Below are 22,669 nucleotides of genomic sequence, written 5' to 3'. Positions count from 1 at the left end.
TTTGATCTTGGTTTCACCGCCCGCGGCTCCCACGGGCCGAAGCGCCCAGAACGTTCACTTCTCCCCGCCCGGGGCGCACAATCGCCCCTATGCCGACCGCGCGCCCGATCCGTCGTACTGCCGCTCCCGTGCTCGCCCTGCTGCTGCTCACGGGCTGCGGGGGCGGGGACTCCGGCGGGTCGACGCCGTCCTCCGCGTCCCCCTCCCAGAGCCCCTCACGGGCGTACAAGGACGGCCATCTCACCTTCACCGTCCTGTCGTTGCGCTGCGGCATCACGGGGGTAACCGGGTCGCACGCCGACGCGCCGCCGCAGGGGCAGTTCTGTGCCGCCCGGCTGCGGGTGGAGAACAGGGACCCGAACTACCACGTCTACGAGTCCGCCCGGCAGCACCTCGCGGGCGTCACCGGCGACCGGGCCCGGCCCGACCCCTTCGCGATGGCGGTACGGCGTCAGTCGGACACGGTGAAGCTCGGCGGCCACACCCTCATGGAGGTCGAGCTCTGGTACGACGTCCCCAAGGACGCGAAGGTCACCGGCCTGCGCGTATCGGGGGACAACGACCCGTCCAGCTTCACCAGCACCAAGCCGATCGGACGGGCGCCGAACGGGGTGCTGGTGCCGATGAAGCCGCTGGCCGGCAACTGAGCGGCTGACCTACTTGAGCTTGATCGCCGCGCAGTCCGCCGCGTACTTGGCGGTGCAGATCTGGTCCACCGTGTAGATGCCGTCGGCGACGACCGTGCTCTTGATGTTCGCCCGCGTCAGCGCGGACACCGTCACCAGCTGCGCCGGGATGCCCTTGTCGGTGGGGCTGTCGACGGAGTCCTGGGTGAGGGAGTCGAACAGGATGTCCTTGCCCTGGACCTTGGCCACGGCCATCTCCGCGGCGGCCTCGGCCTCCAGCGGGTAGGACTTGTACACGGACATGTACTGCTCGCCGGCCACGATCCGCTGCACGGCGGCCAGTTCCGCGTCCTGACCGGTGATCGGCGGCAGCTTGGTGATGCCCGCCTCCTCCATGGCCTCGATGGCGGCGCCGGCCATGGCGTCGTTGGCGGAGTAGACGGCGGCGATGTTGTCCTTGCCGATCGCCTCGATCGCCTCGGTCATGTCCTTCTTGGCGATCTCCGGCTTCCAGCCGTCGACGTCGTACTTCTTGGCGATCGTCACCTTGCCGTTGATCTCGGAGACCGCGCCCGCCTTGAACTGGCCCGCGTTCGGGTCCGAGGGCGAGCCGTTGATCATCACGATCTTGTCGGAGGTGTCGATGTCCGAGCCCAGCGACTCGACGAGGGTGCGGCCCTGCACCTCGCCGACGAGTTCGTTGTCGAAGGAGACATACGCGTCGATGGGACCCTCGGCGAGACGGTCGTAGGCGATGACGGGGATGCCCGCGTCCTTCGCCTTCTTCACCGTCGGCGCGATCTTCTTGGAGTCCACGGCGTCCAGCAGGATGACGTCGACCTTGTCGTCGATCATCTTCTGCATCTGGGTCGCCTGCTTGCCCGCGTCGGCCTCGCCGTTGGCGTAGACCGTGTTGCCCTTCTTGTCGGTGAGCTCGGCGACCTTCTTCTGGATGATCGGGTAGTCGAACTCCTCGTACCGCGAGTTGGTCCGCTCCGGCATCAGCACGCCCACCGTGACGTCGTCGCCCTTGGTAGGAGTCGCGTCGGCACTGTCCTCCGAGACTCCCAGCGCCCCGCAGGCGGAGAGCGAGAGGGCCATCGATGACACAGCCACACACAGGGCGGTACGACGCATTGGGGAGCTCACTATCTGGTGCCTTCCGGACTCGGGCGCATATTGCGCACCCAGGTGAAGGAAGCCAACGCGGCCTTCACGTATCAGTCAAGAAGCAACCGTCAAATGAGATAGCAACGTTAACGCGTGTAGCTTCTGTGCAGATACGCGCAAGTTGAACCGACGGCTCCGCCCGCCGAGCCTTCAGAAGTGCGCTACGCCACACACAACCAACTCCGTTCCTCACGAGTCGTGATCACGACGGCCCACGCCCGCCGTTCCCACTCCGCCCAGAGGATCGAATGAACCCAGCCAGACGTACGACGGCCCTGGCCTCCACCGCCGTCGTACTCGCCACCGCGGGCACCCTGCTCACGCTCACGCCCGCCTCCGCCGCGACCACCTGCACCTCGCCGGTGTTCAAGCGGCAGCTCTTCGCGAACACGAGCTTCTCCGGGACACCGAAGAAGACGGACTGCGACAGCGCGATCGACCAGAGCTGGAGCGGCGCCCCCGCGTCCGGCCTGCCGTCGAACAACTTCGGCGTCCGCTGGTCCGTGACCCGCGACTTCGGCTCCGGCGGGCCGTTCGCCCTCGCCGCCTCCGGACTGGACGGCATCAGGGTCTACGTCGACGGCGTCCGCAAGATCGACCTCTGGAAGAACGTCTCGACCACGGTGAGCAAGACCGTCAACGTGACCATCCCCTCCGGCAAGCACACCCTGCGCGTCGACTACGTCAACTGGACCGGCTCCGCCAAGGTCAAGTTCGGCTACACACCCCGCACCTCCGCCACCGTCGACACGGTCAGGCCCCTCGTCCCGACGGGGGCTTCGGCGACGTACAACCCGGAGACCACCAACATCCAGCTGGCGTGGGCGAAGAGCAAGGAGATGGATCTCGCCGGATACCGCGTCTACCGCCGGCTGAAGGGCACCTCGTTCGGGAGCACTCCGCTCACCACGACCACCTCCACCTCGTACAAGGACGCCACCCTCGGCCCGACCGGTGAGGCGTACTACTACGAGATCCGCGCCTACGACAAGGCCGGCAACGAGTCGGCCGGTACCGCCGACCTGCTCGTCACCACCGTCGACCGCACCGCCCCCGCCGTGCCGACCGGGCTGAACACGTCCTACGGGCAGGCCGGGGTGTGGGTCGGCTGGGACGCGGTCGAGGGCGCGGCGTCGTACCGGGTGTACCGGTCGGCGAGTGCGGGCGGGACGTACACCCGGGTCGGGACCACCGGCCAGGTCTCCTACACGGACACCTCGGCCGCTGAGGAATCCACCTACTACTACCGGGTGACCTCCCTCGACGCGGCGGGCAACGAGTCCGCGCGGTCGGCCGCGGTCAGCGGCGAGCGCCCCGACCTGACCCCGCCGTCCGCCGTGACCGGGGTGAGCGTCGTCCCGACCGAGTACGGCTTCCAGGTGACCTGGGACGCCAACCCGACCGCCGATCTGGCCAGTTACGCGGTGCGCCGGGGCGAACTGCTCGGGGACGAGGGCGAGGAGCAGGTGTGCTCCCTCTACCCGGGCTACCACGTGTCGGCCGACACCACGTCGTACGCGTACGCCACCACCCCGAGCGGCGACACGTCCTGCTTCGTCGTCGACGCCTACGACGACGACGGGAACTCCGCCTACTGGTGGACCGGCGAGGCCCAGATCGTCGTGGCGACCGAGCTCGACATGACGCCGAGCACGCCGACGCCGGAGGGTTCGCCGCTGACGCTCACCGCGACCGGCGCCGAGGGCGACGAGGGGAATCTGCTGGAGTGGTCCGGGCTCGGCGAGTCCGCGGCCGAGCAGGCGGGCGGGTACCGCGTCTACCGCTGGAACCGGGCTGCTTCGGCGTACGAGAAGATCGCAGAGACCGACGCCGGTTCCTTCCAGTACTTCGACACCGGCGTCCCGCGCGGCACCACGTCGTACTACTGGGTCGCGGCCGTGGCCGCCGACGGCACCGAGTCGCTCCCCGCCGGGGACTGGGCGGTCACCACCCCGTGACCGCCGCCGGGGACGGCTGAGGGGCCCGGAGGTTCGGTGAACCTCCGGGCCCCTCGGCCTCGTCGGGTCTGTCCGGACAGCATGGTTTCCTGGTGAAGAAAACGTGATCCGAAAATGATCACAGCCTCTCGCTCCTACCGCGTCTACCTGCGGGAACGCCGACAGCGGAACCGAACCCCCGCCCCCGGGCGACTGGACAGTCAGAGCACCGAACTCCTGACGACCCCACGAGGACCGTATGACCATCAGCGAGAGCTCTGTCACGGACACCCTCTTCGGCCCGCTCACCGTCCGTCTGAACACCTGGCGGGGTGAAGTCGTCGTCGAGGGCGAGGCGATACCGCGGGTCGTGCTGAGCCGGGCGACCGGCACCAAGGACGACGGGGAGACCCCCATCGGTACCCGGAACGCCGGTCTGCTCATCCTCACCGTCGGCGGCGAGGCGGCCGCGCTGGCACCCGGCCGGGGACGGCTGATCCGGCGTTCGTACCGGGTCGACGTCCGGCACGCGGGCCGGCACTGGCGGCTGGTGCCCCACTCCATGCCGGACAGCCGCCTCCTGCGCGACGGCCGGCGGCTGGGCGACCTCCACTCGAAGGGCGACGGCGAGGTGAAGGCCGCCGAGTGGCGGTCGGACGCCAAGCCGGACGCCATGGACGCGGCCGTCGGCTACGCGCTGGCCGCCGCGTTCGGCACGGGCGCGGAATCGATGTGGGCGACAGCCGCCGACCTGGTCTTCGACGCGTTTCCCTGAGAAACGCCGTACAACCAATCGGTGCCCTGGCCGGTCCTGATTCGACGACGGTGATCTCTCCCGTCGTCGAATCAGGACCGAAGGACCGCATGAACCCAGCCAGACGTACGACCGCGGCTGCCGCGACCGCCGTCGTACTCGCCACCGCGGGCACCCTGCTCACGCTCACGCCCGCCTCCGCCGCGACCACCTGCACCTCGCCGGTGTTCAAGCGGCAGCTCTTCGCGAACACGAGCTTCTCCGGGACACCGAAGAAGACGGACTGCGACAGCGCGATCGACCAGAGCTGGAGCGGCGCCCCCGCGTCCGGCCTGCCGTCGAACAACTTCGGCGTCCGCTGGTCCGTGACCCGCGACTTCGGCTCCGGCGGGCCGTTCACCCTCGCCGCCTCCGGACTGGACGGCATCAGGGTCTACGTCGACGGCGTCCGCAAGATCGACCTCTGGAAGAACGTCTCGACCACGGTGAGCAAGACCGTCAACGTGACCATCCCCTCCGGCAAGCACACCCTGCGCGTCGACTACGTCAACTGGACCGGCTCCGCCAAGGTCAAGTTCGGCTACACACCCCGCACCTCCGCCACCGTCGACAGGACCAAGCCCCTCACCCCGGCCGGGATCTCCGTCTCGTACGACAAGAGCGGCAACAAGGCCAAGGCCGTCTGGGCGAAGAACAAGGAGATGGACCTCGCCGGGTACCAGGTCTACCGGCGGCTCAAGGGCGCCTCCTTCGGCAGCAAGGCGCTCGCCACGACCACCTCCACCTCGTACACGGACACCCCTCCGCCCACCGGCGCGACCTACTACTACGAGGTCCGCGCCTACGACAAGGCGGGCAATGTCTCGGCCGGCACCGCCGACCAGGCGGTCACCAGCGTGGACACCACCCCGCCCGCCGCGCCGTTCGTCGAGATGGACGCCTGCCCGGTGGACCAGCCCTACGCGGCCCCGGAGTTGGTCACGACCGCGGAGAACGCGGCCGACATCGCGCTGTACGAGATGCAGCGGCTGAACTCCGCCACCAACACCTGGGCCACCGTGTACACCGGCACCAAGGGCGCGATCTGCGACACCGGTCGCGCCGCCGACGGCAGCAAGGTCACCTACCGGGGCCGGGCCCGGGACGCCGTCGGGAACTGGTCCGCGTACTCACCCGCCGCCACCTTCACCACCTCGGACCTGACACCGCCCGCAACCGCGGCCGACGCGCGCGTCGAGTACCGGTCGGGCGTTCCGCACGTGCTGTGGTCGGCCGTCGACGGGGCCGCCTCCTACCAGGTCCTGCAGTACGACGCGGCGACCGGCGGCTGGCTCGACGCGCTGCCCGGCGCCACCGGCAACACCCCGACCACCACCACGGGGACCGACGCCGTGCCGCGCCAGCTGCTCGCGGTCGCCGACAGCTACCGGTACGCGGTGCGCTCCGTGGACGCGAAGGGCAATGCCGCCGCCCCCGTGGAGGTCACGCTGACGATGTCGGACCGGCCCGGGGCGATCGCGCCGTTCCGCACCACCGCGGACCGGTTCGGCGAGGGGGTGATGATCGAGTGGAGCAGCGCCGACCCGTGGACCTTCGGCGAGGACGAGCCGCTGCTCACCTACCGGATCGTCCGCACCGACAAGGCGACCGGCGAGAGCAGCACGGTGACCGCCTGCAAGCCCAACGACTCGCGGGACCTGCCGCTGACGGACCCCACGACGTACTGGACCTGGAACACCGGTGACGCCCCCGACTACGCCGGTGCCCGGCAGATCAACGGCGTCTGCTGGGACGTCTCCGGTGCCTCCGAGACGACGTACGACTACACCGTCGTGACGATCGACCCGTACGGCCATGAGTCGCGGCCCGGCCCCGCCGCCACCGCGACCACACCGGACACCGAGCGCCCGGCCCCGGTGCGGGACCTGGCCGCCGAGCGGATCCCGCTCGGGGTGCGCCTGACCTGGACGCCGCCGGCCGACGACGACGTCACGGGCTACAAGGTGTGGCAGGGCGTCACGGACCCGGAGACCGGCGAGACGGTCTGGGACCAGAACTGCTGGACGGGCGACTCCCTGGCCGGGACCGAGATCCTCTGCCCGACGGTCCCCGACGGCGCCGCGCACACCTACAAGGTGGCCGCCACCGACGGCTCCCCCCTGATCGACTGGTGGGCGGGGCCCGAGGCCTTCCACCCCGCCGAGCTCTCCGTCACCCTGCCCGACACCCGGCCGCCGGGCTGGACGGGGACCGAGATCCGCGAGGACCAGTACCCGGAGCTGTACGTCGGCTGCTCCGAGAGTTCCGGCCTCGGCGACTGCGGCCGGTTCGCGAGCTACCGCGTGGAGCGCTGGGACCCGGCCTCGGCCGCCTATGTCACCCTCACCGAGGGCACGATGTACGACGCCGTGTTCCACAAGGACGAGACGGTCCACGAGGACACGCTGGGTCTGTACTACTACCGCGTCGTCCGCCTGGACGCCGCGGGCGCGGAGGCCGCGTCCACGCCGATGGCGTACGGCATCTGGGACTCCTGGCTCTGAGCCGGCGCAAGGGAAGGGGCCCGGAGGTTCATCCCTCCGGGCCCCTTTCACCTGCCTGCGTCAGTCCTGCCGCCCCTTGGGACGCCACACCACCAACGCGCTGGTCTGCTGCACTTCCTGATACGGCACCAGATCACGGCGGTACGACGCGTGCACCGCCGCCTCCCGCTGCTGCATCGCCGCGGCGGCGCCGTCGAGGGCGGCCTCCATCTCGGCGACGCGGGACTGCAGCGCGGCGACCTGGTTCTCCAGCTCGATGATGCGCTTGATGCCGGCGAGGTTGATGCCCTCGTCCTGCGACAACGCCTGCACCGCGCGGAGCAGTTCGATGTCGCGGGCCGAGTAGCGGCGGCCCCGGCCGGCGGTGCGGTCCGGCGAGACCAGACCCAGGCGGTCGTACTGGCGCAGGGTCTGCGGGTGCAGGCCCGAGAGCTGGGCCGCCACCGAGATGACGTAGACCGGGGTCTCCTCGGTCAGTTCATACGGATTGCGTCGACGGCCGTCCATCTCGATCAAGCTCCCTTCGCCGCCTGGAACAGCTCCGCCCGCGGGTCCTCGCCCGCGGTCGCCTCGCGATACGCCTCGAGTGCGTCACGAGCCTTCCCCGTCAGGTCCGTCGGGACACTCACCTCGACGGTGACCAGGAGGTCGCCGCGGGTGCCGTCCTTGCGGACCGCGCCCTTGCCCCGGGCTCGCATGGTGCGGCCGTTGGGCGTGCCCGGCGGCAGCTTCAGCGTGACGGCGGGGCCGCCCAGCGTGGGGACCCTGACCTCGCCGCCGAGGGCCGCCTCGGTGAAGGTGACCGGGACCGTGACCGTGAGGTTGTCGTCCTTGCGGCCGAAGACCGGGTGCGTGTCGACGTGCACGGTGACGTACAGGTCGCCGGCCGGGCCGCCGCGCTCGCCCGGTGCGCCCTTGCCGCGCAGCCGGATCCGCTGACCGTCCGTCACCCCGGCGGGGATGCGGACCTGCATGGTCCGTGAGGACTTGGCGCGGCCGCTGCCCTTGCACTCCAGGCAGGGGTGCTCGGCCATCAGTCCGCGGCCCTTGCAGTCCGGGCAGGGGTCGGTGAGGGAGAAGCCGCCGCCGGAGCCCCGCGCCACCTGGCCGGTACCGACGCAGGTCGGGCACACGCGCGGTGTGCCGTTCTTGTCGCCGGTGCCGGAGCAGGCCTTGCACGGGGACTGCGAGGACATCCGCAGCGGCACCGTGGCACCCTCGATGGCCTCGGTGAAGCTCAGCGTCACCTCGGTGTCGATGTCCTGGCCGCGCCGGGGCTGGGTGCGGGTGGTGCCCGTACCGCCCCGGTTGAACAGGCCCCCGAACACGTCGCCGATGCCGCCGCCGAAGCCGCCGGAACCCCCGGCGCCACCGCCCTGCGCGCCGCCTCCGAAGAGATCGCCCAGGTCGAAGTTGAAGGAGCCGCCGCCCGCGCCCGGCCCCGGGCGGAAGCCGCCGTTGCCGAAGAGAGCGCGGGCCTCGTCGTATTCCTTGCGCTTCTTGGGGTCACCGAGGACGTCGTTCGCCTCGGAGATCTCCTTGAAGCGCTCCTCGGCCTTGACGTTGCCCTTGTTGGCGTCCGGGTGGAACTCGCGGGCGAGTTTCCGGTACGCCTTCTTGATCTCGGCCTCGGTGGCGTCCTTGGGGACGCCGAGGACCTTGTAGAAGTCCTTCTCGATGAAGTCCTTGGTGCTCATCCTCGACGCGCCCCCTTCCTGGTGTCCCGCTCAGTGGTGACCTCAGCCCTCCTCAGGGCCGTTGTCCTTGTCGTCTTCGGCCTTGGAGTCCTCCTCGGCCTTGACCGTCTGCGCGCCCGGCTGCGGTTCGGCGACGGCCACCCGCGCGGGACGGATGGTGCGCTCGCCGATGCGATACCCGGGCTGCAGGATCGCCACGCACGTCGTCTCGGTGACGTCCGGCGCGTAACTGTGCATCAGGGCCTCGTGGATGGTCGGGTCGAAGGGCTCGCCCTCCTTGCCGAACTGCTGCAGACCCATCTTCGCCGCGACGGTCTCCAGCGACTCCCCGACGGACTTGAATCCGCCGACGAACTCGCCGTGGTCCCGCGCGCGGCCGATGTCGTCGAGCACGGGCAGGAGTTCGGTCAGGAGGTTCGCGACGGCGATCTCCTTGACCGTGATCCGGTCCCGCTCCACGCGGCGGCGGTAGTTCTGGAACTCGGCCTGGAGCCGCTGGAGGTCCGCGGTGCGTTCGTCGAGCGCCTTGCGGGCCTGGTCCAGCTGGGCCGTCAGACCGGCGATCTGTGCTGTTGCGTCCCCGGCCGGGGCCGCCCCCTCCTGGGGGGCGGCCTTCGGCTCGGCGTCGTCGGGGGTCGCGCCGGAGGGGACGTCGGGCTTCTCCTCGAAGCCCGGGGTCTCCTCGGTCACGCGGCACCGTCCTTGCGCTCGTCGTCGACGATCTCGGCGTCCACGACGTCGTCATCGGCCTTGGGGGCCTCCGCACCGGCGTCGGCGCCGCCCGCGGCCTGCGCGGCGTTGGCGTCGGCGTACATGGCCTGGCCGACCTTCTGCGAGACGGCCGCGACCTTCTCGGTGGCGGTGCGGATCTCGGCGGTGTCCTCGCCCTTGAGCGCGGTCTTCAGCTCCTCGACGGCGGCCTCGACCTCGGTCTTGACCTCGCCGGGGACCTTGTCCTCGTTGTCCTTGAGGAACTTCTCCGTCTGGTAGACGAGCTGCTCGCCCTGGTTGCGGGACTCGGCGGCCTCGCGGCGGGCGTGGTCCTCCTCCGCGTACTTCTCGGCCTCTTCGCGCATCCGGTTGACCTCGTCCTTCGGCAGCGAGGAGCCACCGGTGACGGTCATCTTCTGCTCCTTGCCCGTGCCGAGGTCCTTCGCGGTCACGTGCATGATGCCGTTGGCGTCGATGTCGAAGGCGACCTCGATCTGCGGGACACCGCGCGGGGCCGGCGGCAGACCGGTCAGCTCGAACATCCCGAGCTTCTTGTTGTACGCCGCGATCTCGCGCTCGCCCTGGTAGACCTGGATCTGCACGGAGGGCTGGTTGTCCTCGGCGGTGGTGAAGATCTCGGACCGCTTGGTCGGGATCGTCGTGTTCCGCTCGATGAGCTTGGTCATGATGCCGCCCTTGGTCTCGATACCGAGGGACAGCGGGGTCACGTCGAGGAGCAGGACGTCCTTGACCTCACCCTTGAGGACACCGGCCTGGAGGGCGGCGCCGATGGCGACGACCTCGTCCGGGTTGACGCCCTTGTTGGCGTCCTTGCCGCCGGTGAGCTCGCGCACGAGCTCGGCCACGGCGGGCATACGGGTGGAGCCACCGACGAGGACGACGTGGTCGATCTCGTTGATGGAGACGCCGGCGTCCTTCATGACGTTGAAGAACGGGGTCTTGCAGCGCTCCAGGAGGTCCGCGGTCAGCTGCTGGAACTGAGCCCGGGTGAGCTTCTCGTCCAGGTGCAGCGGGCCCTCGGCGGAGGCGGTGATGTAGGGCAGGTTGATCGAGGTCTCGGTGGAGCTCGACAGCTCGATCTTGGCCTTCTCGGCCGCCTCGCGGAGGCGCTGGAGGGCCATCTTGTCCTTGGCGAGGTCCACACCGTGGCCGGCCTTGAACTGCTGCACCAGGTAGTCGACGACGCGCTGGTCCCAGTCGTCACCACCGAGGTGGTTGTCGCCGTTGGTGGCCTTCACCTCGACGACGCCGTCGCCGATCTCCAGGAGGGACACGTCGAAGGTGCCGCCACCGAGGTCGAAGACGAGGATCGTCTGGTCGTCCTTGTCGAGGCCGTACGCGAGCGCGGCCGCGGTGGGCTCGTTGACGATACGAAGGACGTTGAGACCGGCGATCTCGCCGGCTTCCTTCGTCGCCTGACGCTCGGAGTCGTTGAAGTACGCCGGGACGGTGATGACCGCATCGGTCACCTTCTCGCCCAGGTACGACTCGGCGTCGCGCTTCAGCTTCTGCAGGATGAACGCGGACATCTGCTGCGGGTTGAAGGGCTTCCCGTCGAGCTCGACCTTCCAGTCCGTGCCCATGTGGCGCTTGACGGAGCGGATGGTCCGGTCCACGTTCGTGACCGCCTGGCGCTTGGCGACCTCGCCGACCAGCACCTCGCCGTTCTTCGCGAAGGCGACGACGGACGGCGTGGTCCTGGCACCCTCGGCGTTGGTGATGACGGTGGGCTCGCCGCCCTCCAGAACGCTGACGACCGAGTTCGTCGTGCCCAGGTCGATGCCGACCGCACGTGCCATGGTGATTTCCTCCAGCTGACTTGAGTGGAACGGACTCAAGTGTGCATGACGTCCGCCGCTCGGTCAACAGACCTGAGTCAGGGAGGCTCAACTCTTATCCGTTCCTTACACGCAACCGAGCCCTGACCTGCGCGGACGGCTTCGCACGGAGGAGTGCGAGAACGACGACCAGGGCACCCGCGACCACCCAGAGGGCCCCCGACGCCGCGAGCCACCCGAGGTGCACGAGGACCCCGACGAGTACCCCGCAGAAGGCTCCCGCACCGAGGACGACGATCACGCCCTGCGGGGTGAGCCCGAGCCGCCTGAGCCGGTGGGCGAGGTGGCCGGCGCCGGTGCCGCGGCGGGTCAGGGCGACGAGGAGGACCTCGGCGGCGATCAGGGCCGTCAGCGCGAACAGCACCGCCGCGCTGGAGCCGAGCCCGTAGCCCGCCCGGGTCACCACCGCGGCCGAGGCGAGCACGAACCCGGCGAACAGCGACCCGCACGAACCGAGCCCCACGCGCGCGGGCGGCCAGTTGTGCATGAGGAACCCGGTCAGCGCGGCGGCCAGCACGCTCAGCAGCACCGCGAGCCCGTCCATCACCTCCGCCGCGGCACAGGCACCGGCCCCGAAGGCGGTGACGACCCCGACGGCCCCCGCGAGGCCGTCGGCATGGTCCAGGGCCCGGAAACCGACGGTGACGAGGACGATCCAGCAGACGGCGAGGAGCCCTCCGGCGACACCGGTCTCCGCGTACGGCACGACACAGGCCGCCGCCACCGTCGTACCGGCGACCAGCGCCCGCGCCTTGACCCGCCGTACGTCCGCGAACAGCCCCAGCGCGGCGAGCGCGGCTCCGGCGACGAGCAGCCCGCCGACGCCGGAGCCGAGGGGGGCGACGCCGGTCCGGTCCCCCACGACCGCCACCAGGCAGGTCGCGAGCACCACCGCCACACCCCCGAACAGCGGCACCTTGCGGTGCTGCCACCGCCGGTCGACGACCCCGAGCCGCAGGGCGGCCGTGCGGAGCAGTGCGGTGAGGACGGTGGCGAGAAGGAGGGCGGTCGTGGCGGCTGCGATCCCGTAGAGCACAGGTCTAAATTAGGGGCGAATGTATCAATTTGGTACGAATAACACGGTCAGTTCTTAAGGCAACCCTCAGCGACATAGATCACCGCACGCCTGGCTACAGTGCGAGAGACGATGCGGGTACTCTCGTAGAACTGCATAAGTTACCGCTTAGTAATCTCGCTCCACCCCGCTCGAAAGAACCCCATCGCAGGCCCGAGGAGCCCCGACATGCAACTCGCCGCGATCATCGTGTCGCTGGTCCTGACCGTGGTCGGCGCGGCATTGTTCGCACGCGTCATCGCGCAGTTCGTCCGGTTTTTCATGCTCGGCCAGCCTCTGCCCGCCGGCACCCGGATCGACAACCCCTACCAGCGCAGTGTGACGCTGGTGAAGGAGTTCCTCGGCCACACGCGGATGAACCGCTGGGGGATCGTGGGCTTCGCCCACTGGTTCGTGGCGATGGGCTTCCTGACGCTGATCCCGATCCTGGGCCAGGCCCTGGGCCAGCTCTTCCAGGCCGACTTCGTCCTCCCGGTCATCGGCGGCTGGCTGCCCTGGGAGATGTACGTCGAGTTCATCACCGTGATGACCGGCCTCGGCATCGCCGTGCTGATCGCGATCCGCCTGCTGAACCTGCCCTCGCGCCCCGGCCGCAAGTCCCGCTTCGCGGGCTCCAAGGCCTGGCAGGCGTACTTCGTCGAGTACGTCATCCTCACCATCGGCATCGTGATCTACGTGCTGCGCGGCCTCGAGGGCGCGATGCACCACGTGGACCACTACGAGGCCGCGTTCTTCGCCTCGTACCCGCTGGTCGCCGCTTTCCGGGACCTCGACGTCTCCACGCTCCAGACGCTGGTCTACCTCTTCGCCGGCATCAAGGTCAGCGTCTCGTTCATCTGGATGATCGTCGTCTCGCTGAACGCCAACATGAGCGTCGCCTGGCACCGCTTCCTCGCGTTCCCGAACATCTGGTTCAAGCGCAACGCGGACGGCTCCACCGCACTCGGCGGCCTGCAGCCCATGACCTCCGGCGGCAAGCCGATCGACTTCACCGACCCGGGCGAGGACGACGTCTTCGGCGTCTCCCAGGTCGAGCAGTTCTCCTGGAAGGGCCTCCTCGACTTCTCGACCTGCACCGAGTGCGGTCGCTGCCAGTCGCAGTGCCCGGCCTGGAACACCGGCAAGCCGCTCTCCCCGAAGCTGCTGATCATGTCGCTGCGGGACCACTCGCACGCCAAGGCGCCTTACCTGCTGGCGGGCGGCGGCAAGACCATGGAGGGCGAGGAGAAGGCCTCCGAGGAGCAGCTGGCCGGTGTGCCCGCCGCGGCTCTGGCGGAGGCCGAGCGCCCGCTGATCGGCACCGCCGAGGAGAACGGCGTCATCGACCCGGACGTCCTGTGGTCCTGCACCACCTGCGGCGCCTGTGTCGAGCAGTGCCCGGTCGACATCGAGCACGTCGACCACATCGTCGACATGCGCCGCTACCAGGTGATGATCGAGTCCGCGTTCCCGTCCGAGGCGGGCACGATGCTCAAGAACCTGGAGAAGAAGGGCAACCCCTGGGGCCTGGCCAAGAAGCAGCGCCTGGAGTGGCTCAAGGAACTCGACTTCGAGGTGCCGGTCGTCGGCAAGGACATCGAGGACCTGTCCGAGGTCGAGTACCTGTACTGGGTCGGCTGCGCGGGCTCCCTGGAGGACCGCGCCAAGAAGACCACCAAGGCCTTCGCGGAGCTCCTCCACATCGCGGGCGTCAAGTTCGCGATCATGGGCGGCGACGAGAAGTGCACCGGTGACTCGGCCCGCCGCCTCGGCAACGAGCCGCTGTTCCAGGAACTCGGCATGGAGAACGTCGCCGCGCTGAACATGGCCTTCGGCGAGGACGACGAGGACGAGTCGACGAAGAAGCCGCGGTCGGCGAAGAAGATCGTCGCGACCTGCCCGCACTGCCTGAACACAATCGGCAACGAGTACCCGCAGCTCGGCGGCGACTACGAGACCATCCACCACACCCAGCTGCTCCAGCACCTCATCGACGAGGGCAAGCTGCTCCCGGTGACCCCGGTCGACGGCCTCATCACCTACCACGACCCCTGCTACCTGGGCCGTCACAACAAGATCTACACGCCCCCGCGCGAGATCATGTCGGCCGTCCCGGGCCTGCGCCAGCAGGAGATGCACCGCCACAAGGAGCGCGGCTTCTGCTGTGGCGCCGGTGGCGCGCGGATGTGGATGGAGGAGCGGATCGGCAAGCGCATCAACAACGAGCGCGTCGACGAAGCCCTCTCCCTCAACCCCGACATCGTCTCCACGGCCTGCCCGTTCTGCCTCGTCATGCTGACCGACTCGGTCAACGGCAAGAAGAACGAGGGCAAGGCCAAGGAGTCCGTCACGGTCGTCGACGTGGCCCAGCTCCTGCTGGAGTCCGTGAAGACCCCGGTGGACCCGCAGGACGCGGCGGAGACGGAGCCCGCCCCGGAATCGGAACCGGTGAAGTAGCCCGTACGCCACTCCGACGCCCCCCACGCCCACCTGGGCGTGGGGGGCGTCGCTGTGCGGATGCGGCCCAGGTGCTCGGCGATGTCACTGGCGAAGCCGCCGTCTTGTCGTAGGAGGCGACGGCAATCTCGCTCAAGGACTCAAGGAGTGGACGATGAACCTCGCGCTGTGGATCGGTGCCGCACTGCTCGCCGCGGTCGCCCTGGCCGGTGGCGTCACCAAGACCTTCGTACCGCGGGAGAAGCTGGCCGCGGCCCCCGGCGGGGGCTGGACGGCACGGGTGAGCGTCGGCTTCCTCAAAAGCCTCGGTGTCCTCGAACTGCTGGCCGCCGTCGGCCTGGTCCTGCCCGCCGTGGTCGACATCGCCCCGGCCCTGGTGCCGGTCACCGCCGTCTGCTGGATCCTGCTCATGGTCGGTGCGATGATCACCCACGGCCGGCTCGGCGAGGCGAGGTTCGTGGTGCTCAACTCGGTCTACCTCGTGCTCGCGGCGTTCATCGCGTGGGGCCGTTTCGGCCCCGAGTCCTTCACCGGCTGACAGGACGCGAGAATGGGGAGCACCGTCGGCCGAGGGGAGCGGCATGAGCAGGACCAGGACCGAGGAGTTCCAGGAACTGCGGCCGCTGCTCTTCTCGATCGCCTACCGGATCCTGGGCAGCGTCAGCGAGGCCGAGGACGCCGTCCAGGAGACCTGGCTGCGCTACGAGGCCTCGCCGACCGAACCCCGCTCCGTCAAGGCCTATCTCTCGGCCGCGGTGACCCGGGTCTCGATCAACGTGCTCCGTTCCGCCCGCGTCCGGCGCGAGGCCTACGTCGGTCCGTGGTTCCCCGAGCCGCTGCTCGCCGACCCCTACCAGGACCCGGAGCGGTCGGCGGAGCTGGCGGACTCGGTGTCGACGGCGGCCCTGTTGCTGCTGGAGCGGCTGTCCCCGCTGGAGCGGGCGGTGTTCGTGCTGCGGGAGGTGTTCGACTTCGGCTTTCCCGAGGTCGCGTCGGCGGTGGGGCGCTCCGAGGCGGCGTGCCGCCAGCTGGTGGTGCGGGCGCGGCGCCACATGGCCGAGGGCCGGCCCCGGTTCGAGGCGAGCCACAAGGAGCGGACGGAACTGGCGTCGCGGTTCTTCCAGGCGCTGCGCGAGGGCGATGTGGACGGCCTCCAGGAACTGCTCGCCGCCGAGGTGACGCTGGTCGGCGACGGCGGCGGCAAGGCCCCGCAGCTGGCCAGGGCCGTCGTCGGCGCGCGGAACGTGGCCCGGCTGCTGGCCGCCGTCTTCCCCCGGATGGCCCGGGCCGCGGTGACGTTCGAGCCGCACGAGGTCAACGGCGAGCCGGGGGCGGTCTTCCGGGACCGGGACGGCAAGGTCCTCCACACCATGGTCCTCGACGTCCGCGAAGGGCGGATCCAGGCGATCCGCAACGTCGTCAACCCTGACAAGCTCCGGCACCTGGGCCCGGTGGCGGACGCCTGGGCGGTCCACCGCGAGGTGCGGGACACACCGTGACACGCGCCCCCGGGCGGGCCCCCGGGCGGGCCTGCCCGGACCAGCGCCGCGACGACGTCGCCACGGCGCCCTGACCGCCGTAGAACACCTTCGGGAGCCGCCCCGCCCCCCAGCACCGCATCGGCGACGACCGCGGCCACGCAGGCCCCTGAGGGCACACCGCGCTCCGGGAACCCGGCATGGGCACGGTCCCGGTCATGCGTCGATCACGGCTCGCGGCACGTACGCGGCCATCACCCGGACCCCTGCTCGCAAACCCCGGCTGAACTCCCCCTTAACCCCGGGCTCGAACGCGTGCATCATTACCGGGGTTCGTTGTCGATGATGCTGACGAGGTGTGCGGTGCGCGTGCGAATGGCCGGGGCGGGTACGGCGGTGCTCTGCGGCGCCCTCCTGCTCGTCTCCTGCGGACCCACCCAGCACGCCGAGAGCGCCGGCCACGGCACGCCGCCCGTGCGCGCCGCGAACGCCCCCGCGAAGCTGCCCGTCCCGCGCGGCAAGGGCAGTGAGGCCGCCGACGACTTCAACGGCGACGGCCACCGGGACCTCGTACTCGACGACCTGGTCAAGGCGCAGGCGCACGCGGACGACGCGGGCATCGGCATCGTCTACGGGAGTGCGCGCGGACTGACGCCGGGAGCGCGGCAGTTGCTGAGTCCGGCGAAGCAGGCCGTCGCCACCAAGGGGCAACTGCCCGCCGTGTTCGAGGCGGAGGCCACCTGTGACCTCGACGGGGACGGCTTCACGGACCTCGTCGTGTCGACCGACCCGCCCTACGACGGCCAGGGACAGCCGCCGGTCCCCCTCCAGGTCCTCTTCGGCTCCCCGTCCGGCCTGACCGGCAAGGCGGTCAAGCTCGTCGTCCCGGCGCGCGCCCGGGCAGGCAACGACTGGCCGGACCAGCCGGTGTGCGGGGACTTTGACGGGGACGACGCCCAGGATCTCGTCCTGCACGCCTCGGGCTCCCGACTCACCTATCTGCGCGGCCCGTTCACCAGGAAGGGCGCCCCGAAGGCGACCACCGCCCCCGTCCCCGCCCCCGGCGAGCTCCCCACGGGCCCGGCCACCGACGTGAACCGCGACGGATACGACGACCTGGTCGTCCGTACGGCGGACGGCACCGCCACCTCCGCCCTCGTCCTCGGCGGCCCCACCGGCCCGACCCGCACCGGCATCCTCCTGCCGGCCGGCATCGACGTCGCCCTCGGCCGCTTCGGCAAGGGCAAGGCCCTGGACGCGGCGATCGGCGCGATGGGCGGCACCGCCCTGCGCTACGACCTGCCCACCGCCGCCCGCGCCACTCTCTCCTCCCCCGGCTCCATGCTCGACGCGGCCGACTTCGACGGCGACGGGCTGAGCGAACTCGTCTCCAGCGGGTCGCGGATCAAGGTGTTCCGAGGCCGTACGGCCGGACTGTCGGCGTCGGGCATGGTCACCGTCGAGCCGGGCGCCGTGGGCACCGCCCGGGTTCTCTCGGTCGGCGACTTCGACGGGGACGGGCGGGCGGACCTCGCGGTGCGGACGTACCAGGGCGAGACCAAGGACAGTGTCGCGGTCTTCTCCGGGGCCGAGAAGGGGCTCCTGAGCACCGAGCCGACGGTCACCTTCTCCACCTCGGAGTTCCTGGAAGCCGACTGAGCACCCGGGTCGTCCCCGGCCGTCACAGAGGGCACAGAAATTTACCGAACACACGTACAACCCTTACGCACCGACAGAGGTCTCCTGTGCGCCGACCGACCTGTGCAGCCGAGGAGTACTCCCGGCGAACACGGCCGGTCCGCACCCATCGACTGTGGACGCCCCGCCAGGCGTCCCCGCATGCCGCAGGAGAACCCGCATGCACCAGCACCATCTGCGACTCGCCCTCGCGACGGCCACCGCTGCCGCGCTGACGGGCGGTCTGCTCACCTTCTCGGCCGCGACGGCGACGGCCGCGGACTCGACGGTCGTGCCGAAGGCCGACTTCAACGGTGACGGCATCGGCGACGTGGCCTTCTCGGCCGCCGGTGCGTACGTCAACGGCAAGAAGGGCGCCGGGCAGCTCGTCGTGCTGTACGGCACCGGCACCGGGGTGTCGTCCGCGAAGCGCTCCGTCATCAGCCAGAACACCACGGGCGTGCCCGGCACCGCCGAGACGAACGACTTCTTCGGCGCGGAGACCGCCTACGGCGACTTCAACAACGACGGCTACGACGACATCGCCGTCTCCGCCCCCTGGGAGGACGTCGGCAGCGACGCCGACGGCGGCGGTCTCGCCGTGCTGTGGGGCTCCGCGAAGGGCATCACCGGCACCGGCGTGACCATCGCCGACCCGGCCCCCTCCTCGCACGACACCTGGGGCAAGAACCTCGCCGCCGGCGACTACGACGGCGACGGCACGGACGACCTCGCGGTGGGCAACACCTCCAGCACGATCCACGTCTACAAGGGCGGCATCAGCGCCTCCGGCACCGCGGTCGGCGGCCGCTCCACCATCAAGCCGCCGATCCAGTCCGGCGGCAGCGCCCGCGGCCCGCTCAACCTCACCGCGGGCGACGTCAACGGCGACGGCCGCACCGACCTGGTGGTCGACGGCTTCGAGACCGAGACCGACTACGGCTGGAACACCAACTACCTGGTCCCCGGCACCGCGAGCGGCCTGTCCGTCGCGTCCGCGCAGACCCTCAAGCCCGGTGCCATCACCGCGATCGGCGACATCAACGCCGACGGCTTCGGCGACATCGTCTCCGGCATGTACTGGAACAGGACCACCGACGACGGCAGCGTCACCTACCCGGGCGGCGCCGACGGCGGCAAGGTATGGATCACCTACGGCTCCGCGAGCGGCGCCGGCTCGGTCACCGGCATCACCCAGAACACCGGAAACGTCCCCGGCACCTCCGAGAAGAACGACTACTTCGGCTACGAGCTGGACCTCGGCGACATCAACGGCGACGGCTTCCAGGACCTCGTCGTCGGCGTCGCCGGCGAGAACATCGACGGCGTGACGGACACCGGCATGGTCACCGTCCTGTACGGCTCGGCCTCCGGTCTGAACACCTCCTCCGGCGCCCAGTCCTTCGCCCAGTCCACCGCGGGCGTGCCCGGCGAGGACGAGAAGAACGACGCGCTCGGCGCCGACGTCAAGCTCGACGACGTCACCGGCGACGGCCGCGCGGACCTGATCGCGGGCTCCTACGAGAACGACGGCAACGGCGCGGTCCTCTACCTGCCCTCCAACGGCACGAAGATCACCACGACCGGCGCCCGCACGGTCTCCCCGAGCACGTCGGGCGTCTCGACGACGGGCAACCCGGCCTTCAGCGCCAACTTCGCGGACTGAACGGCTGAACAGCTGAACGGCTGGGTGGCTGAGCCACTCGGCCACCGGGCGGCTGAGCGGCTGAACCACTCGGCCGCTCGGCCACCCCGCCACTCGACCACCCGACCGGTCCGCGGCCCGGTGCCCCGGCACCGTACGGCCTCGGCGTGTCCCCCGAAACGAAAGAACCCCATGCGACTTCTGCGCATCGCCACCGCCGTGGCGCTCACCGGAGGCCTGCTCACCCTCGCGGCCCCGGCCGCGACGGCGGCCACGCCGAAGCAGTACACCGCGGACTTCAACGGCGACGGCTACGGCGACGTCGCGTTCGCCGCGCCGTACGCGAAGGTCGGCGGCAAGGGCATGGCCGGCTACGTCGCCGTCCTCTACGGCACCAAGAACGGCCTCGACCCCGCCAAGCGCACCGTCCTCAGCCAGAACACCACCGGCGTGCCCGGCACCGCCGAGGCCGAGGACACCTTCGGCGAGGCCCTCGCGATCGCCGACCTCAACAAGGACGGCTACACCGACCTCGCCGTCGGCGCCCCCGGCGAGGACGTCGGCACGGACGTCGACGGCGGCTCCGTCACCGTGCTGTGGGGCTCCGCGAGCGGCGTCAAGGGCGGCACCGCGGTCAAGGACCCGGCGGTCTCCTCCCACGACAACTGGGGCTCCCTTCTCACCACCGGCGACTTCGACGGCGACGCCAGGGCCGACCTCGCCGTCGGCACGGGCGGCACCAAGTCGTATGTGATCCGCGGCGGCTTCACCAGGTCCGGCACCACCGGCACGGTGAAGAAGATCGGCCTGCCGGAGACGGCGTATTCCGTCGACGCCATGAAGGCCGGCGACACCGACGGCGACAAGAAGTCCGACCTGGTCCTCACCTACCGCACCCACAACACCTCGCACGCCTCGGGCAGTTGGTCCAGGGGCGTCGCCTACCTCGGCTCCGCCGCCGGCCCCGACACCAGCTCGCCGCGCCCCCTGAACGGCGGCACGTCGATCGCGCTCGGCGACATCGACGGCGACGGCTACGACGAGATCGCCCTCGGCAACGTCTTCAGCGAGGAGGACGACCAGTCCGGCAGCCTCGGCGGCCGGGTCGTCGTCATCCGCGGCTCGGCGGGCGGGCCCGTCAACGGGGACGCGCCGATGGCCGAACTCACCCAGAGCTCCGAGGGAGTCGCGGGCACGGACGAGGCCGGCGACGGCTTCGGCGGCGCGGTCTCCATCGGCGACTTCAACGCCGACGGCCACGGCGACCTCGCGATCGGCGTCCCCTTCGAGGACACCACCCAGGCCGAGGACGCCGGCACCTCCGTGGTGCTGGTCGGCCCGCTTCTCCACGGCGGCCGCGCGATCTCGCAGGACACCTACGACGTCCCCGGCACCTCGGAGTCCACCGACTACTTCGGCTCGGACGTCCTGCTGTCCGACGTCAACGGCGACGGCCGCGCCGACTACACGGTGACCGCCGGCTTCGAGAACGAGGGCACCGGCGCCGTCTGGTCGCTGAACGGCACGACGAGCGGCATCACCACCGCCGGCATCCGTTCCTTCGGCCCCGGTTCCCTCGGCATGTCCAGCGGCTACGGCGCGTTCGGCGCCGGCCTCATCGGCTGACCCACAGGAGCGATACCCATGCGCAGAAGCACCGCGGCCGCCCTGACCGTCACCCTCGTGGCGACCGGCCTCACCCCGCTGTTCCTCGCCGCCCCCGCCTCGGCGGCGGTCGCCAAGCACTACGACGACTTCAACGGCGACGGCTACCGGGACCTGGCGTACAGCCACTACTACTCCGGCATCTCCGGCGACGACGGCTGGACCGGCGGCGCCGTCAACATCGTCTACGGCAGCGCGAGCGGCCTCGACACGACGCGCACCCAGGTCGTCCACCAGGACAGCCCCGGCATCCCCGGGACCGGCGAGGAGGACGACTACTTCGGCGAGTCGATCAGCAGCGCCGACCTCAACAAGGACGGCTACGCGGACCTGGTCGTCGGCAACGGCACGGAGCACGTGGGCAGCGCCGAGTACCGCGGGACGGTCACCATCGTCTGGGGCTCCAGGACGGGCCTGTCCGGCGGCACCACCCTCGCCCCGAAGTCCGGCGCGAGCGGCTCCCAGTCCCACTTCGGCAGCGAGCTCGCCACCGGCGACTTCAACGGCGACGGCTCGCCCGACCTCGCCGTCATCGGCGGCAGCGAGGCGTGGCTGTACCGCGGCCCGTTCACCAAGTCCGGTACGACGGGCAGCGTCAGCAAGATCGACAAGGTGGACCAGGGCTGGTACTCGTACGGCCTCGCCGCCGGCAAGGTCAACGGCGACGGGAAGACGGACCTGGTCGTCCTCGGCACGCAGTTCGTCGGCAACCAGCCCGCCAACCGCATCTGGTACCTCAAGGGCGCCTCGTCGGGCCTGACTTCGGGCGCCTCCAAGACGTACGCCAGTGAGCCGTGGGGCGCCGCGATCGGCGACTTCGACAAGAACGGGTACGGCGACATCGCCGTCGGCCTGCCCGACAACAACGACGGCAAGGGCATCGTCAGCGTCTGGCGCGGGACGTCCTCGGGGCCGAGCGGTTCGATGACGTACAACCAGGCCTCCTCCGGTGTCCCCGGCAGCCCCGAGTCGGGCGACAACTTCGGTTACTCCGTCTCCGCCGGCGACACCAACGGCGACGGTTACGCGGACCTCGCGGTCGGCGTGCCGCAGGAGGACGTGGACGGCAAGGAGGACCAGGGCGGCGTCACCGTCTTCCGCGGCGGCTCCGGCGGCCTGACCGGCACCCGCTCCACGTGGATCCCGCAGACGGTGCTCGGCCCGGCCGACTCCTACGTCTCCTTCGGCTCCCCGGTCCGGCTGCGCGACCTCGACCGCGACGGCAAGGCCGACCTGACGGTGGGCGGGAACGGCGACGCCCTGCTCATGCGCGGCACGAGCACCACTCCGACCGCGACGGGCTCCGTCCACCTGCCGGAGTACGGCGGCGGCTTCCTCGACTGACCTTTCCCCCCGCGCTTTCTTCGCCTTCTTCGCTGTCTGCGCTTTCTTCCAG

General features: G+C 70.3%; 17 protein-coding genes. 11 read left to right on the top strand and 6 right to left on the bottom strand.

From position 1 onward, the window contains the following. Nucleotides 1-89: 89 nt before the first annotated feature. Entirely contained in the window at nt 90-647 is a 558-nt protein-coding gene (locus ACIOHP_RS06080; protein ID WP_401883794.1) for a DUF4352 domain-containing protein, read from the top strand. Nucleotides 648-656: 9 nt separating this feature from the next. Here ACIOHP_RS06080 and ACIOHP_RS06075 read toward each other — a convergent pair whose 3' ends face one another. Then, nucleotides 657-1,763, bottom strand: a complete 1,107-nt coding sequence (locus ACIOHP_RS06075) for a substrate-binding domain-containing protein (RefSeq protein ID WP_361550535.1) — start codon at nt 1,761-1,763, stop codon at nt 657-659. A 281-nt stretch (nt 1,764-2,044) separates the two neighbouring features. Between ACIOHP_RS06075 and ACIOHP_RS06070 the strand changes: the two genes are divergently transcribed. From ACIOHP_RS06070 to ACIOHP_RS06060, 3 genes are all read left to right on the top strand, one after another. Further along, entirely contained in the window at nt 2,045-3,754 is a 1,710-nt protein-coding gene (locus tag ACIOHP_RS06070; protein ID WP_401883791.1) for a PA14 domain-containing protein, read from the top strand. Nucleotides 3,755-3,992: 238 nt separating this feature from the next. Continuing rightward, nucleotides 3,993-4,508, top strand: coding sequence for a hypothetical protein (locus ACIOHP_RS06065; protein ID WP_401883789.1), 516 nt, complete (start codon nt 3,993-3,995; stop codon nt 4,506-4,508). An 89-nt stretch (nt 4,509-4,597) separates the two neighbouring features. Further along, complete coding sequence (locus tag ACIOHP_RS06060; RefSeq protein WP_401883787.1) at nt 4,598-7,030, top strand: PA14 domain-containing protein; 2,433 nt, start codon at nt 4,598-4,600, stop codon at nt 7,028-7,030. A gap of 60 nt (nt 7,031-7,090) precedes the next feature. Here the strand turns inward: ACIOHP_RS06060 and ACIOHP_RS06055 are convergent, their stop codons facing one another. The 5 genes from ACIOHP_RS06055 to ACIOHP_RS06035 all read right to left on the bottom strand — a co-directional run bounded on the left by ACIOHP_RS06055 (nt 7,091) and on the right by ACIOHP_RS06035 (nt 12,333). Continuing rightward, complete coding sequence (locus tag ACIOHP_RS06055) at nt 7,091-7,537, bottom strand: heat shock protein transcriptional repressor HspR (protein ID WP_266889660.1); 447 nt, start codon at nt 7,535-7,537, stop codon at nt 7,091-7,093. Nucleotides 7,538-7,542: 5 nt separating this feature from the next. After that, a complete protein-coding gene (gene dnaJ / locus ACIOHP_RS06050; RefSeq protein WP_307028098.1) occupies nt 7,543-8,727 on the bottom strand; it encodes a molecular chaperone DnaJ in 1,185 nt (394 codons plus the stop codon). A gap of 42 nt (nt 8,728-8,769) precedes the next feature. Further along, entirely contained in the window at nt 8,770-9,417 is a 648-nt protein-coding gene (grpE, locus tag ACIOHP_RS06045) for a nucleotide exchange factor GrpE (RefSeq protein WP_361550544.1), read from the bottom strand. After that, entirely contained in the window at nt 9,414-11,258 is a 1,845-nt protein-coding gene (gene dnaK, locus ACIOHP_RS06040) for a molecular chaperone DnaK (RefSeq protein ID WP_361550546.1), read from the bottom strand. The genes grpE and dnaK overlap by 4 nt, the downstream gene beginning before the upstream one ends. Nucleotides 11,259-11,352: 94 nt before the next feature. Continuing rightward, the gene (locus ACIOHP_RS06035) at nt 11,353-12,333 is read right to left on the bottom strand and encodes an MraY family glycosyltransferase (RefSeq protein ID WP_401883783.1); all 981 of its coding nucleotides are present in this window, start codon (nt 12,331-12,333) and stop codon (nt 11,353-11,355) included. 207 nt (nt 12,334-12,540) lie between these two features. On the opposite strand from ACIOHP_RS06035, the gene ACIOHP_RS06030 reads away from it, so the two are divergent. The 7 genes from ACIOHP_RS06030 to ACIOHP_RS06000 all read left to right on the top strand — a co-directional run bounded on the left by ACIOHP_RS06030 (nt 12,541) and on the right by ACIOHP_RS06000 (nt 22,617). Next, nucleotides 12,541-14,808 carry a heterodisulfide reductase-related iron-sulfur binding cluster gene (locus ACIOHP_RS06030; protein ID WP_361550550.1) on the top strand — a complete coding sequence of 756 codons (2,268 nt, stop codon included), beginning with the start codon at nt 12,541-12,543 and terminating at the stop codon, nt 14,806-14,808. Between the two features lie 154 nt (nt 14,809-14,962). After that, the gene (locus ACIOHP_RS06025) at nt 14,963-15,346 is read left to right on the top strand and encodes a DoxX family protein (protein WP_361550552.1); all 384 of its coding nucleotides are present in this window, start codon (nt 14,963-14,965) and stop codon (nt 15,344-15,346) included. A gap of 43 nt (nt 15,347-15,389) precedes the next feature. Further along, the gene (locus tag ACIOHP_RS06020; RefSeq protein ID WP_401883780.1) at nt 15,390-16,307 is read left to right on the top strand and encodes an RNA polymerase sigma-70 factor; all 918 of its coding nucleotides are present in this window, start codon (nt 15,390-15,392) and stop codon (nt 16,305-16,307) included. 354 nt (nt 16,308-16,661) lie between these two features. Next, nucleotides 16,662-17,945, top strand: coding sequence for an FG-GAP repeat domain-containing protein (locus ACIOHP_RS06015; protein WP_401884128.1), 1,284 nt, complete (start codon nt 16,662-16,664; stop codon nt 17,943-17,945). Between the two features lie 199 nt (nt 17,946-18,144). Further along, nucleotides 18,145-19,629, top strand: coding sequence for an FG-GAP-like repeat-containing protein (locus tag ACIOHP_RS06010; protein ID WP_401883778.1), 1,485 nt, complete (start codon nt 18,145-18,147; stop codon nt 19,627-19,629). Nucleotides 19,630-19,800: 171 nt separating this feature from the next. Next, the gene (locus ACIOHP_RS06005; protein ID WP_401883776.1) at nt 19,801-21,234 is read left to right on the top strand and encodes an FG-GAP repeat protein; all 1,434 of its coding nucleotides are present in this window, start codon (nt 19,801-19,803) and stop codon (nt 21,232-21,234) included. Between the two features lie 18 nt (nt 21,235-21,252). Further along, a complete protein-coding gene (locus tag ACIOHP_RS06000) occupies nt 21,253-22,617 on the top strand; it encodes an FG-GAP and VCBS repeat-containing protein (protein ID WP_401883774.1) in 1,365 nt (454 codons plus the stop codon). The last annotated feature ends 52 nt before the right edge of the window (nt 22,618-22,669 follow it).

The organism is Streptomyces sp. NPDC087859 (assembly GCF_044742595.1).
Lineage (GTDB): Bacteria > Actinomycetota > Actinomycetes > Streptomycetales > Streptomycetaceae > Streptomyces > Streptomyces canus_F.
The sequence above is the reverse complement of the archived record's forward strand: the minus strand, read 5'-3'. Positions and strand labels throughout refer to the sequence as shown.

What these genes read in the sequence shown, in the direction of transcription:
- ACIOHP_RS06055 (WP_266889660.1), bottom strand. Translation starts at nt 7,537, where the DNA reads ATGGACGGCCGTCGACGCAATCCGTATGAACTGACCGAGGAGACCCCG.
- ACIOHP_RS06075 (WP_361550535.1), bottom strand. Translation starts at nt 1,763, where the DNA reads ATGCGTCGTACCGCCCTGTGTGTGGCTGTGTCATCGATGGCCCTCTCG.
- ACIOHP_RS06025 (WP_361550552.1), top strand. Translation starts at nt 14,963, where the DNA reads ATGAACCTCGCGCTGTGGATCGGTGCCGCACTGCTCGCCGCGGTCGCC.
- ACIOHP_RS06020 (WP_401883780.1), top strand. Translation starts at nt 15,390, where the DNA reads ATGAGCAGGACCAGGACCGAGGAGTTCCAGGAACTGCGGCCGCTGCTC.
- ACIOHP_RS06080 (WP_401883794.1), top strand. Translation starts at nt 90, where the DNA reads ATGCCGACCGCGCGCCCGATCCGTCGTACTGCCGCTCCCGTGCTCGCC.
- ACIOHP_RS06030 (WP_361550550.1), top strand. Translation starts at nt 12,541, where the DNA reads ATGCAACTCGCCGCGATCATCGTGTCGCTGGTCCTGACCGTGGTCGGC.
- ACIOHP_RS06015 (WP_401884128.1), top strand. Translation starts at nt 16,662, where the DNA reads ATGGCCGGGGCGGGTACGGCGGTGCTCTGCGGCGCCCTCCTGCTCGTC.
- ACIOHP_RS06000 (WP_401883774.1), top strand. Translation starts at nt 21,253, where the DNA reads ATGCGCAGAAGCACCGCGGCCGCCCTGACCGTCACCCTCGTGGCGACC.
- dnaK (WP_361550546.1), bottom strand. Translation starts at nt 11,258, where the DNA reads ATGGCACGTGCGGTCGGCATCGACCTGGGCACGACGAACTCGGTCGTC.
- ACIOHP_RS06005 (WP_401883776.1), top strand. Translation starts at nt 19,801, where the DNA reads ATGCGACTTCTGCGCATCGCCACCGCCGTGGCGCTCACCGGAGGCCTG.
- ACIOHP_RS06065 (WP_401883789.1), top strand. Translation starts at nt 3,993, where the DNA reads ATGACCATCAGCGAGAGCTCTGTCACGGACACCCTCTTCGGCCCGCTC.
- dnaJ (WP_307028098.1), bottom strand. Translation starts at nt 8,727, where the DNA reads ATGAGCACCAAGGACTTCATCGAGAAGGACTTCTACAAGGTCCTCGGC.
- ACIOHP_RS06010 (WP_401883778.1), top strand. Translation starts at nt 18,145, where the DNA reads ATGCACCAGCACCATCTGCGACTCGCCCTCGCGACGGCCACCGCTGCC.
- ACIOHP_RS06070 (WP_401883791.1), top strand. Translation starts at nt 2,045, where the DNA reads ATGAACCCAGCCAGACGTACGACGGCCCTGGCCTCCACCGCCGTCGTA.
- ACIOHP_RS06060 (WP_401883787.1), top strand. Translation starts at nt 4,598, where the DNA reads ATGAACCCAGCCAGACGTACGACCGCGGCTGCCGCGACCGCCGTCGTA.